The following is an 18,767-nucleotide window of genomic DNA, read 5'->3' on the forward strand; positions in this document are numbered from 1 at the left end:
ATCGGTACAGGTCTACCGCCGCCGAAGGGGCTCTTTCTTTTCTCTTGATATAAAAGAAAGAAAAGATTAAGGCTTGGATCTGATGTCGGATAAGCAAGCCAGCAGGGTGCCTAAAACCCGCACGATGCAATGCTATCTGACAATTCGAATGAAATTACAAATAGGATACAACCTCCTTTAAGCACTAAATATTATTCATCTTCGGAGAGCCCACTTTGTTACTAAGCCTGATTGAAACGGAAAGCCCGCATACCGATTTTAATCGGGGAGGACTTGAAGTGTAAAGCAGGGCTGGAGGCCGCCACAGGGAACTGAAACCGTCACTTCCAAAAAAAAGCAATCTAACAGGCCTGATAAAATAGGCGATCTGGCTTACACGATAAAAAGCTTACAAATACTCCTCAATATTTCCTTTGCCTTCACGGATCACTTCGAACTCGCCTGTTGTACAATCGATTACGGTAGATGCTTCATTGTCGCCAAAACCGCCATCAATGACCAGATCAACCAGGTCTTCATATTTTTCATGAATCAATTCGGGGTCGGTAGAATATTCGATCACATCATCGTCATCCTTTATCGAAGTAGACAGGATAGGGTTACCCAGTTCTTTTACAATACAACGGGCAATGTTGTTATCAGGCACACGGATACCCACCGTTTTTTTGTTGGAACTGAGTAATTTAGGTACATTGTTATTGGCATTAAAAATAAAGGTAAAAGGACCCGGTAGTGCTTTTTTTAACACCCTGAACGTGGTATTGTCAATCGGTTTAATGTAATCGGAAATATGCTTTAAATCGTGACAGATGAAAGAGAAATTGGCCTTTTCGGGTTTGATGCCGCGTATTCTGCAAATTTTTTCGATGGCTTTCGGATTGGTAATGTCGCAGCCCAAACCATAAATGGTATCGGTTGGATAGATGATCAAACCACCTTTTTTCAACACTTCAACAACTTGTTCAATGGCTCTTTCGTTTGGGTTTTCTGGATAGATCTTAATAAGCATAGCGTAAAAATAACAAATTAATACGTTTGTTGTTTAAATAACATTAATCATAAACATTCTAAATATGTACAAATAATTGTACAGTTTTTTTATTATCTTTAATTTTGAAGATTATTAACATTAACATGGAAATCACAAATTATACCTCATTCAGGCAAAGTTTAAAGTCTTATTTAGATAAGGTTTTTACGAACCATACCCCCTTATTTGTTACCCGGGCAAAAGGAGAAGATGTTGTTGTGCTATCTAAAGCAGATTATGACAGTATGCAGGAAACTTTTTATTTGTTAAAAAGCCCAAAAAATGCAATCAGACTTGAGCAGGGACTAAAAGATTATGAGAATGGTTTGGCCAAGGAGCAAGACTTAATCGATAATGATTAAATTGTTTCTCGGTGGTGCATGGGAGGATTATCTCTATTGGCAATCGGTTGATAAATCGGTTCTGAAGAAAATAAATGCTTTGATAAAAGAAATCGAACGCACACCTTTTGAAGGTACCGGAAAACCTGAACCACTAAAACATCAATATTCTGGATGGTGGTCGAGGAGGATTAATTTAGAACATAGACTTGTTTACAAAGTAGAAGATAACAAAATTATCCTCCTACAGTGCAGGTATCATACTTAACAATAACAACATGAGAAAAGCTTTTGTCGCAATTGCAGCATTTTTAATTGCCTTAACCATTATGCTGGGCCTTTACCATCCTTTTTTATGGTGGACATTCATCTTCACTGGTCCTTTTGTAATCCTTGGTATTTACGATTTATATCAGCCCAAGCATAGTATTGTAAGGAACTACCCGGTTTTTGGCCGTTTAAGGTATTTTATGGAAGAACTGAGGCCGAAAGTTTACCAGTATTTTGTAGAGAGCGATACGAACGGTACGCCTTATAGCAGGTTAAACCGCTCATTAATCTATCAACGCGCTAAAAAAGATAACGATACCATTCCATTCGGAACGCAGTTAAATGTTTACGATAACGGTTACGAATGGTTAAGCCATAGTATTGCAGCCATTTCTCACCACGAATTAAATTTAGATCCGCGCGTTACCGTTGGTGGCCCGGATTGCAAAAAACCTTACTCTGCGAGTATTTATAATATATCGGCCATGAGTTTTGGCTCCTTAAGTCAGAATGCCATTCTGGCTTTAAACGGTGGCGCTAAAATGGGCAATTTTGCACACAATACCGGCGAAGGTGGAATCAGCGATTATCACCGTCAGCCAGGTGGCGATTTGATCTGGCAGATTGGTACCGGTTATTTCGGTTGCCGTAATGCCGATGGTACCTTTAATTACGATGCTTACGCTGAAAGGGCAAAAACAGACCAGGTAAAAATGATCGAGATTAAACTTTCTCAGGGCGCTAAACCTGGTCACGGTGGCATGCTGCCCGCCAAAAAGGTAACGCCAGAGGTAGCCAGGATCCGTTTAGTGCCCGAAGGTAAAGATGTATTGTCGCCACCTGCACACTCGGCATTTAATACGCCGATCGGTTTATTGGAATTTGTGAAGAAACTTCGCGATTTATCGGAAGGTAAACCCGTAGGATTTAAACTTTGTATCGGTCGTAAAAGCGAATTTTACGCCATTTGTAAAGCCATGGTAGAAACCGGTATTTATCCTGATTTTATTACCGTTGATGGTGGCGAAGGCGGAACAGGTGCTGCCCCACAGGAGTTTTCGAATTCGGTAGGCATGCCTTTACGCGAAGGTGTAGCTTTTGTATACGATGTTTTGAATGGTTTTGATCTGAAAAAACACATTAAAATTATCGCCTCGGGTAAAGTGGCAACAGGTTTCGATCTGGTTAAAAATATTGCCCTTGGTGCCGATATGTGTAATGCTGCCCGCGGAATGATGTTCGCTTTAGGCTGTATCCAGGCTTTAGAATGTAACAGCAATACCTGTCCAACAGGTGTAGCTACACAAGATCAGAGTTTAATGAAAGGCCTTGTGGTAGAAGATAAAACCGTTCGTGTTAAAAACTTCCATAACCTAACTGTGGCCAGTGCGGTAGAGTTATTGGGGGCTGCGGGTTTAAGAGAAACGCATCAGTTAAGCAGGGCATATATCAATAGGCGGGTGAGTCCGAGTGTAATGCAGAGTTATTTAGAGAGTTTTCCGTATATCCCTGCAGGCAGCTTATTAAAAACACCTTACCCAACACGTTACGAGCTGGGTATGGCGCTGAGTACTTCGGCGAGCTTTGCCCCAACTGATTATAAGGTTTCGGCGGTAGATTATGCACATGCCAATCCGTATGGAGATAGTATGCATGATGATGGACGATAAATTTGCGGATGACTTCCGAAGTTTAAAAAGGGACCGAGCGTGGGCAGAACTTCATAAGTCTAGCATATGGCAAAACTCATTAGTTTTTTGGAAAGCAGGGGCAGTGGTGCTTGGGTTTGTTCAGTCCTGCTTTTTGCTTCTGCCGATGAAAAATCGGCATCCGCGTCAATCAGGTTTAGGTGGCCAGAAATAGGGAGATTATTAATGTGCAAAATAGCATGATAGATACTGAAACAAGTTCAGTATGACGGACCCGCTCTCTCGATCGTCACCCTGAGTTTAGCTCAGGGGTTTAGGAGGCCAGAAATAGGGAGGTTATTAATGTGCAACATAGCATGATAGATACTGAAACAAGTTCAGTATGACGGACCTGTTCCCTCGATCGTCACCCTGAGTTTAGCTCAGGGTCTTGATAACAAAAATAGCGGGATAGATACTGAAACAAGTTCAGTATGACGGACCTTGTTCCCTCGATCGTTACCCTGAGTTTAGCTCAGGGTCTTAATAACGAAAGTAGCATGATAGATACTGAAACAAGTTCAGTATGACGGACCTGCTCTCTCGATTGTCACCCTGAGTTCAGCTCAGGGTCTTAATAACAAAAATAGCGGGATAGATACTGAAACAAGTTCAGTATGACGGACCCGCTCTCTCGATCGTCACCCTGAGTTTAGCTCAGGGTCTTAATAACAAAAATAGCGGGATAGATACTGAAACAAGTTCTGTATGACGAAATGCCCTGAAACAAGTTCAGTATGATGGACCTGTTCCCTCGCATTGCAAATCGAAATAATTTTATAGATAAAAAAAGGAGTCAAGTTTTAAAACCTGACTCCTTTGATAATGGGTTATTTGTTTTCCCTAAACCCTAAACCCTAAACCCTAAACCCTAAACCCTAAATCCCGTTAAAATTCTGCGTTTTTAGGGAACCTTGGGAAAGCAATTACATCGCGGATATTGGTCATTCCGGTTACAAACAATACTAAACGTTCGAAACCTAAACCAAAACCCGAGTGCGGAGCTGATCCAAAGCGGCGGGTATCTAAATACCACCAAAGTTCTTCCTGTGGAATGTTTAAATCTTCCATGCGTTTAGTTAAACGGTCTAAACGTTCCTCACGCTGCGATCCGCCAATCATTTCGCCAATGCCCGGGAATAAAATGTCCATCGCTGCAACAGTTTGTCTGCCTTCGGCATCCGGCTCATTCTGGCGCATGTAGAACGATTTAATATCGGCAGGATAATCCGTTAAGATTACCGGTTTTTTAAAGTGTTTTTCTACCAGGTAACGCTCGTGCTCACTTTGTAGATCGGCACCCCATTCATCAATCAGGTATTTAAATTGTTTCTTCTGGTTTGGTTTAGAAGATTTTAAAATCCTGATCGCCTCCGTATAAGTTAAACGTTCAAACTCGTTGGCTAAACAGAAATCGAGTTTTTCTAACAAGCTAAATTCGCTGCGCTCGTTCTGTGGTTTTTGTTTATCCTCTTCGGCCAAACGGGTGTTTAAGAATTCTAATTCATCTTTGCAGTTGTCTAAAGCATATTTAATCACATACTTCATCATATCTTCTGCAAGCTGCATGTTATCTTCTAAATCGGCAAAGGCAACTTCTGGCTCAATCATCCAAAACTCGGCCAGGTGGCGTGTGGTATTTGAGTTTTCTGCCCTAAACGTAGGTCCGAAAGTATAAATCTGTCCGAAAGCCATTGCCGCTAACTCACCTTCCAACTGACCAGATACGGTTAAGTTGGTTGCGCGGGCAAAGAAATCCTGCGAGAAATCTACCTTGCCATCATCTGTACGTGGTGTATTATCGAAATCTAAAGTGGTTACTTTAAACATCTCACCGGCACCTTCTGCATCACTTGCGGTAATTACAGGCGTGTGCATGTACACAAAACCACGTTCGTTGTAGAATTGGTGAATGGCAAAAGCCAAAGCATGACGCACTTTAAAAACGGCATTAAAAGTATTGGTACGGAAACGCAGGTGTGCAATTTCGCGTAAAAACTCTAAACTGTGTTTTTTGGGTTGCAATGGGAATTTTTCAGGATCGCTATCACCCAAAATTTCTACAGTTGTTGCCTTAATCTCAACAGTTTGACCTTTACCTAAAGATTCTATCAATTTACCTGTTGCAGAAATGGCCGCACCGGTAGTTATTCTTTTTAACAGCTCATCGGGTAAATTATTAAAATCGATCACCACCTGGATATTGCTCATGCAAGACCCGTCATTTAATGCAATAAACTGATTATTACGGAAAGTTCTAACCCATCCCATAACCGTTACCTCTGTGTCAAATGCTGTCGACTTTAATAAATCTTTAATTTGCTGTCTCTTAATCATATTGTTATTTGTAAAAGGCGCAAATTTAGAAAAAAAAACGTATCAGTTGGCAGTTTTCGGTATACAGTTTTTAGTTTTTTAGCATGAGGCGAATGAACCGTTAACTGCAAACTGAAAACTACCTACTGTTGTTGCTGCTGTTGTTGCTGCTGCATCGCTTCCATATATTGCTGATAGCTGTTTTGTGTTCTTGCGGTGGTTATTGTTCCGGATGGTTTAGTGTAATTCACTTCTTTCGGCTGAAAATAAGTTTCGTGATCATTAAAGTCTTCATCATTATAACCTACTGATACGTTAACTTCCATAATATGTTCGAAACCACCTTTGTAAACCCCTTTTACTGGTGAGCAATCGGCAAAATTTCGGCCTACTGCCAGGCGCACATGGTTTTCGTTGGCAATGCAGTTATTGGTGGGGTCTAAACCCAGCCAGCCATATTCTGGTAAATAGGCCTCGGCCCAGGCGTGCGTGGCGCCTTCACCCCGCATACCATCTCTATTTGGGCAGATATAACCGCTCACATATCTGGCAGGAATCCCGGTTAAACGCAACATGGCCGTTAATACATGGGCAAAATCCTGACAAACACCTGCCCTAAGTTTTAAAATTTCATCTATGGTGGTGTCAACCGCGGTTACCCCTTTAATGTATTCGAAATTATTGAAAACATCGGCACAGTATTTTATCGCGGTTTGATAGGGTGTATCTTCAGTATCTTTAATCTTCAGTGCTGTTTCTTTCAGTTGGCTAATGCCCTCGAAACTTTCTTGTCGTAAGTAATCGATATATGGCACTTCGAATTTTAGTGCGCTCAAACTGTTCCATTGCTCGCTGCTAAACATATCGTCTTGCGGCAATGGCTTCGGGAAGGTTTCTACACTCACTTTAGAAAAAATTTTCAGCTGGGTATGTGGCTCATTTTGAGTAAATGTGCCTACTTCATTGCCATAATAATCGATAAAGATTTCAATTTCCGGGCTTCCGGAGATATTCAGGTCGTGTTTAACCACCTTTTGAAAATCATCCTTGATCGGAAATAATATAATCTGATTTGCACTGTCCCGAACAGGCAATTCGTATTTGTAATTGGTGATATGTTTGATTTTGAAAATTGGCATATTGGTTTTTATTATTATAGGTTACCACAGATAAAAAAGATAAACACAGATCATAAATCAATAAAAGAATAGTATCTGTGTTGATCTGTGCTCATCTGTGGTTAAAAAACTATTTATGAATTTGCGAAATAATATTCATTCAGCAGGTTTCCGATGCCGAAAAGTTCAGCTCTGATCTCTGTAAGGTAATGATGCAGCTGCTCTTCGTTCATGGTATTTACCGAGCTATAGGTGATCATGCTTTTTAAACGCCCTATTTTAAAAGATAAGTTGTTATAATGTTCGATATTGCTTTCGCTCTTTAACCGGTTAAAATACCTTTCGATATTATGCATCGCATACAGTGCCGACCTTGGAAAATCATTGTTGAGCATCACTAATTCGATGATGTTTTTTGCGTCGAAACCTTGCCTGTAAGTTTTTAGATATAACTCATAACCACCTAATGATAGCAATAAATGTTTCCAGTAGGATATATCCGTCAGCAGATCCGGATTGCTGCTTATCGAGCTGAATTTAATGTCGAGAATATCGACTGACTGTATGCTTCTCTCCAGGTGTTTGCCAATATTCATAAAACTTCTGCTTTCGCCGCGCTCCATCACACTGTCGGCAGTTCCGTTATATAACATTACCTGTTTGATCAAAACATCCAGGGCGGTAACCGGATCATCCTTCTGTACGTGCCACAATAATTTCTCGTCTTTTACCGCATGGTAATATTCGTTTAAACACTGCCATAAATCTTTAGGGATATGTTCCTGAACACTCCGTGCATTTTCCCTTGCCAGGGTAACGATGTTTAAAATAGAATTTTGATTCTCGCGGTTTAACAAGAGGTATTCTATTACCGCCCGGCTATCGTGCTGGATATTCAATAATTCATTTTCGTCATCTGACGAAAAAATCCTGATGACCGGCTTCCAGGTAAATTCCTGTATGGTATCTTGTGAGGAAGCATAATTTGTTTTTAACATGCGCAGCATACCATCGCTGCGCTCAACATATCTGCTTAGCCAATATAAGCTTGATGCAACTCTACTTAACATATTCTGTATTCTAAGAAGTTAAAACCCATGTATCTTTACTGCCACCGCCCTGCGAGCTGTTTACGACTAGCGAACCTTCTTTTAAAGCTACCCTGGTTAAGCCGCCCGGCACAATTGAAATGCCATCTGGTCCGTTTAAAGCGAAAGGGCGAAGATCGATTCTGCGTGGCGCCAGTTTTCCGTTGATAAAACACGGGGCTGAAGACAGGCTTATGGTAGGTTGAGCAATAAAATTGCGAGGATCTTTCAGTACTTCGATTTTGTATTCATTAGTTTCCTGCTCGCTGGCAGCATGCCCCATTAACATGCCATATCCACCACTTCCATTGGTTTTTTTTATGACCATCGTATTAATGTTTGCAAAAACATAATCGAGCTCGTCTTTATTGCTGAGCTGGTAGGTGGGTACATTCTTGAGTATGGGTTCTTCATTCAGGTAGTACCTGATCATATCTGGTACATAAGTATAAACGGCTTTGTCGTCGGCTACGCCATTGCCTATTGCGTTAATAATGGCTACATTGCCTTTGCGATAGGCGCCCATTAGGCCTGCAACGCCCAGTACGCTGTTCGGATTAAAAACCAGCGGATCAAGATAGTCGTCGTCTACACGGCGATAAATCACATCAACCTGCTGCAGGCCAGTGGTGGTTTTCATAAATACCTTTTGGTTTTTAACCACCAGATCGCGTCCTTCTACCAGTTCTACCCCCATTAAGCGGGCCAGGGTAGTATGTTCGTAATAGGCAGAATTATACATACCCGGGCTTAACAGTACAATTGTTGGGTTCGAAACAGCTCTGGGAGAGAGGCTCATTAAATTTTTATACAATATGGCAGGGTATTCGGTTACACTTCTTACGCCGCATTGCGGAATAAGGTCGGGGAATAATCTTTTGGTGATTTCCCTGTTCTCGAGCATATAGCTTACGCCCGAAGGTGTGCGCAGGTTGTCTTCAAGTACATAAAATGTTCCGTCATGATCTCTTATTAAGTCTATTCCGGCAATATGGATATAAATATCGTGTAATACGTTTACATTGTGCATCTCTCTTAAAAAATGCGGACAAGAATAAATTACGTTTATCGGTACAATCTGGTCTTTTAAGATAAATTGATTGCTATAAATGTCTTTTAAGAAAAGATTCAGCGCTTTTAAGCGTTGTTTTATTCCTTTTTCTATAAAACTCCACTCTGTTGAGGTAATAATTCTTGGAATAATATCAAAAGGAAAGATTTTTTCGATGCCTTCGCCACTATCATATACCGTAAAGGTAATGCCCTGGCTCATGAACAGCTTTTTAGCCAGTTCTTCTTTTTTGTTCAGGTTCTCGAGCGATTCTTTAGAGAAATTATTGATGAAGTTCGAATAATGATCTCGGTAATGATCGCCATTTAGGAACATTTCATCATATGTTTTGGGATGATTTAAGTAATTTTTTATAAAATCTTCTATCATTTTGCTTAAATATTTCCTTAAATTATGATTTTGAAAGGAAAAAACTAGTGTTTTTGTGTTAAAAATTAATTTTTATATGATTTATATCTATTTAATTTATTTTTCATGTCTGTATTTTAGTGTTTTATGTGTTTTTTATTAAAATATTTAAATTTTTTAATAAAAATACTTGCTAATATGAATAAAGTTTGTACTTTTGTAATGCTCGTTAATTATTATTATATATTTGGTTTAAAAAAAGCGCTGGTAACGGCGCTTTTTTTACAAAAGCATCAAGACTTATTCATAATCAACATAAACCAAACATCCTAAACCAGAAAGCTCCAGTAAAAACTGGAGCTTTTCTTTTTTGATGTCATTACAGTTCAGTAACGATAGGATAAAGTATGTCGGAAAGGAGCGTTCTCAAAGTAAAGTCGTCATTGCGAGGAGGCCTTTTCAGCCGACGAAGCAATCTTACGACTATGGATTGTAGCGATCGTTGTAAGATTGCTTCGTCGTTCCTCCTCTCAATGACGACCCCTCATAGGAATTCTAAGTGCATAAAAAAAGCTACCCTTTTTAGGATAGCTTTCAATATATGTTTTGTTGTTGTTATTCTTCTGAATAGGTGATTTTGTTCACGTGTTTATCAATTTCCCATCTTCCTGTACCTTCTTCGCCAATCACTTCGAACAATTCTAATGCCCTGCGTGCTTTGTATTCTTCTTCGCGTTGCTCTTTCAGGAACCAGTTTAAGAATTCCATGGTTACAAAATCCTGTTCTTTGTGGCATTTAGAAGCCAGGTTTTTAAAACTTTGGGTAATGGCAATCTCTGCTTCTAAAGCATCTTCGAAAACTTCCCTAAATCCGGCAAATTCGGTTTTAATACCAGAAACTTCCGGAGATATTGCGTTTCCGCCCATATCTAAAACATATTTGAACAATTTAAGCTGGTGTACTCTTTCTTCTTCAGATTGCTTTAAGAAATAATCTGCTGAAAAGTCGAATCCATTTTGGTCGCACCAAGATGACATTGATAAATATAGTGATGAAGAGTGGGCTTCTTTTTTGATCTGCTGATTTAATAATGTTTCGATATCCTGTGATATTAAACATTTAATGCGCATTAAGTCTTTCATAATTTTCTTTGCTTAACTAATGATACAAAGGTAACATCAAATTAAGCATATTGTGTGATTTATTTGCTATATGAAATTAGTCTAAATTGCTGATAATTAGTTATTTGTAATCAGTTTAAATAAGGGGCGGGGATGGGAATGGATAGCAGAATAACGCGAAACGGATAGTGCTTGAGGATCAGAAGGATAAAGGGAGGTTCATTGCCAATAATTAATAACTAATGAAACAATGACCAATAGCGAAATAGAAAAATTGCAAATGTGCGATATTGGATAACTAATGTATCAATAGCGATAGGAGTTGACAGTTTTCAGCTATCAGTGAATTTCAAGGAAATAAATCTCCTCAGATTATCGTCATTGCGAGAAGGCTTTTTTGCCGACGAAGCAATCTTTGTAACAGGATCACCGGCATGAAAGATTGCTTCGTCGTTCCTCCTCGCAATGACGATTCTTCTATAAGAATCTGTCAATGGTAGTTTATCTCAGGATTTTTCCGATATAATAGATACTGAAGTAACCCGACAGCTATTGAGTTCAGTATGACGCACCGAATGGATTGAACGAAAAATGGATGTAGTTAAACGATACAGTTTTCAGTTGGCAGTTTTCAGTTGATGGTTTGATATAAATGAATAACCAGTTTAAGCAATTGCTACAATTAACTAATTATGCTTACCATTAAGAAGTTAAGAAAATTAAGGTTTAAGTGAGGTTTGTGTGTAATATGGCTATTAGCCATGGGCTATCGAATCACTATCTGTTAAGCTGTTTAAGCAATTAAACTATTAACCAATCTGAACTACCAATAAACTAATGAGCTACTGAACTAACGACTAATAAACCAGTCTATAAAGGCAGTCGCTGATGAGGTGATTTAGTTTGAACATGGTAAAAGTACCCTGCAACAAATCTTTTAAAGCGATAATTTCTAACGCACTTAATAAATAGATGTGTTCGCAGCCATTAAAGGTAACCAGTTCGAAATCGGCTTTGTTGGTATTTAAAAGGAGTGCTTCAATATCAATATCTTCTACAACCTTTTTTAATTTTTGAAGCGACAGGCAATTAAAGCGTGCAAATTTGCCGCCAAAATCTACATAAAAGCAGTTTAATTTATCTGATTGATAAATAGAACCATGGGTATTTGAGAATACGTTAACCAGTTCATTAATATCGATACACGCTTTTTCCATCGGTTACAAAAATTGGCATTATTTAGATTAAATACAAATAAAAACGAAAATAAATTTGAAGCGTGCTGGGCGTGGGGCATTTAACGGCTCAAAAGCTATATAGGGAGGGGGTTATTTGAGCTTAAAGACCATATGATGGTAGAGTCCGCCTATAAACTGTTTTTCATTTTGAATAACAAAGCCCATGTTTTGGTAAAGTTTTAACGCACGATCATTGTTTTGTTCTACCAACAAACCTACAGTATGGTGGCCAAGTTGTTTGGCCCAATCTATACCTGCTTTAATGAGCTGTTTTCCTATTCCCTTTCCCTGGGCAATCGGATTAACGCTAATGGTATCGAGGTAGAATTCACCGCTTTGAGTCTCGGTGCCCTGACCGGCATTATTGGCCTGATGATGCTCAGCCAGGTATGCCAAAAATGGCAGGCGAAGCTTTAGGAGTTCTCCGCCATCATAAGCATTTAAAGATCCCAGGATTTTGCCCTCATCTTCAAAAACCAAGGTGTTTTCGTAACTGTATTGGTTGTTCTTTTGTTGGAAAAAATGTTTAAAGATCCGATTAATTATTTCATCGTCTTTTACATTGGTTAATTTCTTGGCCAGCTTGCCCATCGCCTGAATAATCAGTGGTACAACTTCTTCTGTATCTGCGGGCATAGCTGGTCTGATCATCTAAATATCGCTTAGGTTAAAAGTTTCGTCCACACGGATTCCTTTTTCTGTTCGCTGTAAGGTGCAACATTCGTTAACGGGATCGTGCTCCAGGTATAATATATAGTTGTTGTTAACAGCTTCTTCTAAAAAAGCCTGTTTCTCGGTCAAGGTTTTTAAAGGAAACATATCATAAGCCATTACATAGGGCAGGGGAAGGTGACCCACCGAAGGTAAGAGGTCGGCCATATATACAATGGTTCTGCTTTTGTAACTGATTTTTGGCAGCATCATGGCATCGGTGTGGCCATAGGCGAAACTGATGCTGATATTTTTCTGCCATTCGATATTTTCTTTTTCGGCTACAAATTTAAGCTGTCCGCTTTCCTGGATCGGCAGAATGTTTTCTTTTAAGAAAGAAGCTTTTTCCCTCGCATTTGGCGCTACTGCCCACTGCCAATGTTTTTCATTACTCCAATAATGTGCATTTTTAAAGGCTGGTATCAGTTTCTCATTTTCTCTTACTATTGCCCCGCCAACATGATCAAAATGAAGGTGTGTGAGGAAAACATCCGTAACATCAGCTGTGCTAAAACCCAACTGCGCTAACGATTTTTCCATCGAGTCATCCCCATGCAGGTAATAATGACTGAAAAACTTTTCGTCCTGTTTGTTCCCAATTCCGGTATCCACTAAAATCAATTGATTACCTTCTTCAATTAACAGGCAGCGCATGGCCCAGGTACAAAGGTTATTCGCATCAGCAGGGTTTGTTTTTTGCCAGATGGCCTTGGGTACAACGCCGAACATAGCGCCACCATCTAATTTAAATAAGCCTGTGTTTATGGTGTGGAGTTTCATTTTTGTAGTATCAAGTAATTAGTATCAAGTAATTAGTATCAAGTATCAAGTAGTTAGTATCTAGTAGCAAGACCGGAATTGGTTAAAAATACAAAAACCCTTCAGCTTTAACTAAAGGGTTTTTGTAAATGATATTGGTTTTACTTATCGATGTGGCACCTTAGGCCTTCCACCTTTAAACCTTCTACCTTATAAGTGTATCACTTCTCCGTATGCATCAGCAGCAGCTTCCATAATGGCTTCGCTCATGGTAGGGTGAGGGTGAACAGATTTAATCATTTCGTGACCAGTAGTTTCTAATTTACGGGCAACTACGATTTCGGCGATCATTTCGGTAACGTTGGCACCGATCATGTGTGCGCCTAATAATTCTCCGTATTTAGCATCGAAAATTAATTTTACGAAACCATCTTTAGCACCGGCAGCACTTGCTTTACCTGATGCAGAGAATGGAAATTTACCAATCTTTAACTCGTAACCAGCTGCTTTAGCTGCTTTTTCGGTATAACCTACTGAAGCAATTTCTGGGGTGCAATACGTACATCCCGGGATGTTGTTGTAATCTAATGGCTCGGCATGCTGACCAGCAATTTTTTCTACACAGATAATACCTTCTGCAGAAGCCACATGGGCAAGTGCCTGACCGCCTACTACATCGCCAATTGCATAATAACCTTTAACTGAAGTATTGTAGAATTCGTCGGTAACAATTTTGCCTTTCTCCGTTTTGATACCGGTTTCTTCTAAGCCGATGTTTTCGATGTTTGCTACAATGCCAGCAGCTGAAAGCACGATGTCGGCCTCGATAGTTTGCATACCCGAAGCTGTTTTAACCGAAACTTTACAGCCCGCACCGCTGGTATCTACAGATTCAACACTTGCTGATGTCATGACATCGATACCTACTTTTTTCAGGCTGCGTAACAATTGTTTAGAAACGTCTTCATCTTCAACCGGAACAACATTATCCATAAATTCTACGATGGTTACTTTTGTGCCCATAGTAGCATAGAAATAAGCAAACTCTACACCAATAGCACCAGAACCTACTACTACCATACTTTTTGGTAATTCAGGAAGTACCATGGCCTGGCGGTAGCCGATAATTTTTTTACCGTCTTGTTTCAGGTTAGGCAATTCTCTTGAACGGGCACCTGTAGCAATGATGATATTTTTAGCACTTAGCTCTTGTTGAGAGCCATCTGCACCTTTAACTTCTAATTTGTTTCCTGGTTTTACTTTACCAGTACCCATGATGACGTCAATTTTATTTTTTTTCATTAAAAATTGAACGCCTTTACTCATGCCATCGGCTACACCGCGGCTGCGTTTTACCACGGCAGCAAAATCTGCGGTTGCACCAGCAGTAGTAATTCCGTAATCAGCAGCATGATTAATATATTCGAAAACCTGAGCACTTTTTAAAAGCGCTTTAGTAGGGATACAGCCCCAGTTTAAACAAATACCACCTAATGATTCACGCTCAACAATTGCAACTTTTAGTCCCAACTGAGAAGCTCTGATTGCAGCTACGTAACCACCTGGGCCGCTGCCTAAAACAATAACGTCGTAATTCATCTGTTTTTTAATCTATTTTAAAGAGATTTGTTTTAATTGTTTTGTATTATCTGTAATCGTCTGGTTTCATTCCTTAATCAGGGCTGCCCCACATCCGGATTACAAAATTTAAAAGATCTTCATCCAGCAACAATCGCTCAAAACTAAAAAAAAAATGTCAATTGCTTAGCTCAATATTGAGATAACAGTGAAAATTTACAATGATTGAATATTGTTTTAAGCATGCTGTTTAAAAATCACAACTACAATCAGGTGGATTTGCAGAATAATATATTGATAAGCTGGTAAAAAGTTAAATAACCGCGATGTTTAGGGTTTAAAAAATGTTGTTAACATGTATTATTTGAAAAATACCAATGTTAGCATAGGTTTTCTGCTTAAATTATAATCAACTGTTGATTTTATTATTAAAAATTTAGTTTTATAAACAATGTATTGATAAACTGAAAGTTATAATCACTGCAATATGTGTTAAATGTTGAAAAGTTTTGCCTGACTTAATAATTATTTAACATTAGATGTTAAAATGTGTTAAATTTTATTGGGTACATTTGCGGCATAATATAATATCCCTATTAGATTTATTATTCAACAACAAAAAACATTTAAAAAACAAAGTATGAAGAAATCTTTACTTTTAAGATTAGTACTGGTTATTGTTGCATTTGTAGGTATTGCCATTGGTGCCAATGCACAGGTAACTACATCATCAATGACAGGAACAATTAAGGATGCCAAAGGCGCCTTACCTGGTGCGAGTGTGAAAGCAACACATACACCAACTGGGACTGTTTATTCGGTATCTACAAACAACGATGGCCGTTTTACCATCGGTGGTATGCGGGTTGGTGGTCCTTATACCATTGAAGTTAGTTTTGTTGGTTACAGACCGGAGAAACAAACTGAAGTTTATTTGAAGTTAGGAGAACCTTACTTATTAAATCTAGTTTTAACTGATAATAGCTCTACGTTGGCTGAAGTTAAAGTTATTGGTCAAAGCACCAATTCTATAATGAATTCAAGTAGGAATGGAACTTCTACTGTTATTAGCAAACAACAGATCCAAAATCAACCAACTATTAGCAGAAGTGTTAACGATTTAACCCGTTTAACGCCACAGGCAAACGGAACTTCAATTGGTGGTGGTAACTATCGTTCGAACAATTTTACCGTAGATGGTGCTAACTTCAATAACCAATTTGGTATTGGTCAGAACATCCCTGCTGGTGGTTCTCCAATTTCAATTGATGCCTTGGAGCAAATCTCAATCAATGTAACACCATTTGATGTTCGTCAAACTGGTTTTACTGGAGGTTCGGTAACTGCGGTTACCCGGTCTGGTACAAACACTTTTACCGGAAATGCATTTTACACGATGCGTGGTGAAGAACAACAAGGAAAAAGAATTGGTGAAACATTTAGATTAGGTACGCTTCAAAAGCTTGATGAGAAAAATTATGGCTTTAGTTTTGGTGGCCCAATTGTTAAGGACAAATTGTTCTTCTTTGTGAATTATGAGAAGAAACACACTATTCAGCCAGGAACAAACAAAATTGCTTCAACTCCACAACTTGCTTTTGGCGGAGTAGGAACACCATCTTATGTTGCAAAACCTACTGAAACTTTCTTAAATACAGTTTCATCTTATTTGCAATCTAAATATGGTTACGAGACAGGTCCTTATCAAGGATACTCGAATATCAGTGATAACGAGAAAATGTTTGCACGTTTAGATTGGAATATCTCAAAATCTCAACGTTTCAGTGTACGTTATAATCAAGTAGAGAGTCAATCGCCTTCGCCTTTAAGTAACTCTACAACCGGATCTGGAGCAACTTTCTCTACAGCAAATAACAGAACTGCAAACACCGCATTATCTTTTGCAAATTCAAACTACTACCAAGCTGCAAACTTATATTCTGCTGTAGCTGAATTAACCTCATCTTTCGGAAGTAAAGTAACAAATGTTGCTAGGGCAACTTATTCTCATCAAAATGACCCAAGAAAATCAGATAGCAGCCCATTTCCTTTAGTGGATATACTTGATGGTCCTGCAGTTGCAACTTCTTTCGGCTACGAGCCATTTACTTATGGTAACTTGCGGGATGTTAAGGGATACACTTATTCTGATGATTTAAGTATTGCTTTAGGAAAACATAACTTAAGTTTAGGATTACAAGCAGAATTTAGTACCACTAAAAATGGTTTTCAACGTTTCGGAACAGGTTATTATATCTTTAATTCTTGGGCTGATTTTGTAAATAATGCCAAGCCTTCGAACTATGCTGTTACTTATCCTTTAACAGCTGATGGTTCTCAAGCTTATCCTAGCTTTGAGTTTAACCAGTATTCAGCATACTTACAAGATGAATTTACGGTATCTGACCGTTTAAAATTAACTGCCGGTTTACGTGTTGAACAAGCTACTTATCCTGATGTATCGGAAGTAAGAACGCATCCATTGGTTGCTGGTCTTTCTTTCGCAGGTCAAAAAGTTGATACCGGTTTATTACCTGAAAATAGAATTTCTTATTCGCCTCGTTTTGGTTTTAACTGGAATGTTTTCGGAGACCGTTCGTTCCAGGTACGTGGTGGTACAGGTATCTTTACCGGTCGTATTCCATTTGTATGGATTGTTTCTCAATCGGGTGACGCTGGATTATTACAATATACCCAAACTTATTCAGGTCAAGCAAATACTCCATTTTTTAATCCAAGCATAGCCCCAAATTTATTGAGTGCTGCTCCTGCAGCAGGTTCTTCAATTCCAAGTAGCATTAGCGTAATGTCTCCTAACTTGAAACTTCCACAGACCTGGAAATCAAGCTTAGCATTTGATATTAAATTGCCTTGGGGTATTGTTGGAACCTTGGAAGGTATTTATGGACGTGATCTAAACGTTGCAGTAGCTCAAAACATAAACTTAGTTAATCCAACAGCATTAAACATCAGTGGTTATGGCGATACTAGGCTAATGTTTCCTTCTGGTGGTCAGTTGCCAACAACATCAACAGGTGCATTTGCTAGACAAAACGTTTCTTTAACAAGTGCTGGTGCAGTTACAACTTCTGCTGCTACGACCAGTTCTTCTGGTTTTAACGTTATTCAAATGACTAATGCTAAAGGTGGATATAACTGGCAGGCTACTGCACAATTAACAAAACAATTTCAAGGTGGTTTAGCTGCAATGATCGCTTATACCCGATCTGATCAACGCAATTATGGCGATGGTGGTGGTGATCAGTTATTAAATTTATGGTCAATTCCTGCCACTGCTGGTAATCCAAATAACCCAACCTTAAGCTATTCTCAGAATTTAAATCCTGATCGTATTATTGCAAATATTTCATATAGAAAAGAATATTTTGGAAATTTAGCGACTTCGTTCTCATTGTTCTATGAAGGAACTCAACAAGGTAGATTCTCATATACTTACAGCACCGATTTTAATCGTGATGGTCAATCAGGAAATGATTTAATTTATATACCTAAAGCAGGAGAAATGACGGCTTCATCTTTTGTCGCTATTCCAGCTGGAACAACTAACTATAAAGTTGCCTACAGTGCTCAAGAACAAGCCGATATATTCGAAGCTTATATTCAACAAGATGCTTATTTGAGCAAACATAGAGGTGAATTCGCCCAACGCAATGCTGGTACTTCACCTTGGAGAAATCAGTTCGATTTTAGGTTAACGCAAGAAGTTTTCAAAAACTTTGGAAAAACTAAAAATTCATTCCAGTTTACAGTTGATATTTTCAATGTTGGTAATTTGCTTAACCGTAAATGGGGTAATGTTAATTTTGTTAATAGTTCTGCTATTTTGGTTCCTCAAAATGTTGGTTCTATCAGCAATACAACTAAACCTACTTTCAGACTTAACAATAGTCAAGGTGATATTACGAGAGAAACATTTGGTACTTCTCAAACCATTTCTTCAACTTATTATATGCAGTTTGGTGTTCGTTATAACTTTAACTAATACATAACAAATTATATAATATTAAAGCGCCGATCGTCTCTGATCGGCGCTTTTTTTGTTACAAAGAATGGGAATACGATTTATG

Annotated in this window: 14 protein-coding genes; 4 read left to right on the forward strand and 10 right to left on the reverse strand. The window is 38.8% G+C overall.

All coding sequences use genetic code 11. The annotated features are described in order from the left end of the window. Positions 1 to 388: 388 nt before the first annotated feature. Positions 389 to 1,009, reverse strand: a complete 621-nt coding sequence (locus AC07VK_RS21675) for an L-threonylcarbamoyladenylate synthase (RefSeq protein ID WP_167293758.1) — start codon at positions 1,007 to 1,009, stop codon at positions 389 to 391. Between the two features lie 125 nt (positions 1,010 to 1,134). Here AC07VK_RS21675 and AC07VK_RS21680 point away from each other — a divergent pair, with 125 nt between their 5' ends. From AC07VK_RS21680 to AC07VK_RS21690, 3 genes are read left to right on the forward strand one after another with little or no spacing between them, the layout of a single operon-like run. Beyond that, positions 1,135 to 1,392: a type II toxin-antitoxin system Phd/YefM family antitoxin gene (locus tag AC07VK_RS21680; protein ID WP_412468217.1), complete on the forward strand. Its 258-nt coding sequence runs from the start codon at positions 1,135 to 1,137 to the stop codon at positions 1,390 to 1,392. After that, positions 1,385 to 1,639: a Txe/YoeB family addiction module toxin gene (locus AC07VK_RS21685; RefSeq protein WP_492954937.1), complete on the forward strand. Its 255-nt coding sequence runs from the start codon at positions 1,385 to 1,387 to the stop codon at positions 1,637 to 1,639. Before AC07VK_RS21680 ends, AC07VK_RS21685 begins: the two co-directional genes overlap by 8 nt. A gap of 10 nt (positions 1,640 to 1,649) precedes the next feature. Further along, positions 1,650 to 3,311, forward strand: a complete 1,662-nt coding sequence (locus tag AC07VK_RS21690) for an FMN-binding glutamate synthase family protein (RefSeq protein WP_057934879.1) — start codon at positions 1,650 to 1,652, stop codon at positions 3,309 to 3,311. Positions 3,312 to 4,217: 906 nt separating this feature from the next. Here AC07VK_RS21690 and asnS read toward each other — a convergent pair. The 9 genes from asnS to lpdA form a co-directional block, all read right to left on the reverse strand. Further along, positions 4,218 to 5,666 carry an asparagine--tRNA ligase gene (gene asnS, locus AC07VK_RS21695; RefSeq protein WP_029275819.1) on the reverse strand — a complete coding sequence of 483 codons (1,449 nt, stop codon included), beginning with the start codon at positions 5,664 to 5,666 and terminating at the stop codon, positions 4,218 to 4,220. 122 nt (positions 5,667 to 5,788) lie between these two features. Then, positions 5,789 to 6,784: a transglutaminase family protein gene (locus AC07VK_RS21700; protein WP_492963831.1), complete on the reverse strand. Its 996-nt coding sequence runs from the start codon at positions 6,782 to 6,784 to the stop codon at positions 5,789 to 5,791. Between the two features lie 113 nt (positions 6,785 to 6,897). Continuing rightward, positions 6,898 to 7,833 (reverse strand): alpha-E domain-containing protein, encoded by a 936-nt coding sequence (locus AC07VK_RS21705; protein WP_492963833.1) that lies wholly within the window; start codon positions 7,831 to 7,833, stop codon positions 6,898 to 6,900. Positions 7,834 to 7,843: 10 nt separating this feature from the next. Next, positions 7,844 to 9,292 carry a circularly permuted type 2 ATP-grasp protein gene (locus tag AC07VK_RS21710; protein WP_492963835.1) on the reverse strand — a complete coding sequence of 483 codons (1,449 nt, stop codon included), beginning with the start codon at positions 9,290 to 9,292 and terminating at the stop codon, positions 7,844 to 7,846. Between the two features lie 594 nt (positions 9,293 to 9,886). After that, positions 9,887 to 10,414 carry a ferritin gene (locus AC07VK_RS21715; RefSeq protein ID WP_057934873.1) on the reverse strand — a complete coding sequence of 176 codons (528 nt, stop codon included), beginning with the start codon at positions 10,412 to 10,414 and terminating at the stop codon, positions 9,887 to 9,889. A gap of 836 nt (positions 10,415 to 11,250) precedes the next feature. Next, positions 11,251 to 11,610, reverse strand: coding sequence for a hypothetical protein (locus AC07VK_RS21720; RefSeq protein ID WP_492954941.1), 360 nt, complete (start codon positions 11,608 to 11,610; stop codon positions 11,251 to 11,253). A gap of 111 nt (positions 11,611 to 11,721) precedes the next feature. Continuing rightward, positions 11,722 to 12,282, reverse strand: coding sequence for a GNAT family N-acetyltransferase (locus AC07VK_RS21725; RefSeq protein WP_492963837.1), 561 nt, complete (start codon positions 12,280 to 12,282; stop codon positions 11,722 to 11,724). Continuing rightward, the gene (locus AC07VK_RS21730) at positions 12,283 to 13,122 is read right to left on the reverse strand and encodes an MBL fold metallo-hydrolase (protein ID WP_492963839.1); all 840 of its coding nucleotides are present in this window, start codon (positions 13,120 to 13,122) and stop codon (positions 12,283 to 12,285) included. It abuts the gene before it with no gap. Positions 13,123 to 13,311: 189 nt separating this feature from the next. Further along, on the reverse strand, positions 13,312 to 14,700 hold the full coding sequence (gene lpdA, locus AC07VK_RS21735; RefSeq protein ID WP_029275810.1) for a dihydrolipoyl dehydrogenase: 1,389 nt from the start codon (positions 14,698 to 14,700) through the stop codon (positions 13,312 to 13,314). A gap of 619 nt (positions 14,701 to 15,319) precedes the next feature. On the opposite strand from lpdA, the gene AC07VK_RS21740 reads away from it, so the two are divergent. Then, positions 15,320 to 18,682, forward strand: coding sequence for a TonB-dependent receptor (locus AC07VK_RS21740; RefSeq protein WP_492963841.1), 3,363 nt, complete (start codon positions 15,320 to 15,322; stop codon positions 18,680 to 18,682). Positions 18,683 to 18,767 lie beyond the last annotated feature (85 nt).

The sequence above is a fragment of the Pedobacter sp. GW821-FHT01D05 genome, from assembly GCF_059422505.1.

Coding starts and splice junctions, on each gene's coding strand:
- lpdA (WP_029275810.1), bottom strand. CDS start 14,700: ATGAATTACGACGTTATTGTTTTAGGCAGCGGCCCAGGTGGTTACGTA.
- AC07VK_RS21680 (WP_412468217.1), top strand. CDS start 1,135: ATGGAAATCACAAATTATACCTCATTCAGGCAAAGTTTAAAGTCTTAT.
- AC07VK_RS21740 (WP_492963841.1), top strand. CDS start 15,320: ATGAAGAAATCTTTACTTTTAAGATTAGTACTGGTTATTGTTGCATTT.
- AC07VK_RS21700 (WP_492963831.1), bottom strand. CDS start 6,784: ATGCCAATTTTCAAAATCAAACATATCACCAATTACAAATACGAATTG.
- AC07VK_RS21725 (WP_492963837.1), bottom strand. CDS start 12,282: ATGATCAGACCAGCTATGCCCGCAGATACAGAAGAAGTTGTACCACTG.
- asnS (WP_029275819.1), bottom strand. CDS start 5,666: ATGATTAAGAGACAGCAAATTAAAGATTTATTAAAGTCGACAGCATTT.
- AC07VK_RS21685 (WP_492954937.1), top strand. CDS start 1,385: ATGATTAAATTGTTTCTCGGTGGTGCATGGGAGGATTATCTCTATTGG.
- AC07VK_RS21710 (WP_492963835.1), bottom strand. CDS start 9,292: ATGATAGAAGATTTTATAAAAAATTACTTAAATCATCCCAAAACATAT.
- AC07VK_RS21675 (WP_167293758.1), bottom strand. CDS start 1,009: ATGCTTATTAAGATCTATCCAGAAAACCCAAACGAAAGAGCCATTGAA.
- AC07VK_RS21705 (WP_492963833.1), bottom strand. CDS start 7,833: ATGTTAAGTAGAGTTGCATCAAGCTTATATTGGCTAAGCAGATATGTT.
- AC07VK_RS21715 (WP_057934873.1), bottom strand. CDS start 10,414: ATGAAAGACTTAATGCGCATTAAATGTTTAATATCACAGGATATCGAA.
- AC07VK_RS21720 (WP_492954941.1), bottom strand. CDS start 11,610: ATGGAAAAAGCGTGTATCGATATTAATGAACTGGTTAACGTATTCTCA.
- AC07VK_RS21690 (WP_057934879.1), top strand. CDS start 1,650: ATGAGAAAAGCTTTTGTCGCAATTGCAGCATTTTTAATTGCCTTAACC.
- AC07VK_RS21730 (WP_492963839.1), bottom strand. CDS start 13,122: ATGAAACTCCACACCATAAACACAGGCTTATTTAAATTAGATGGTGGC.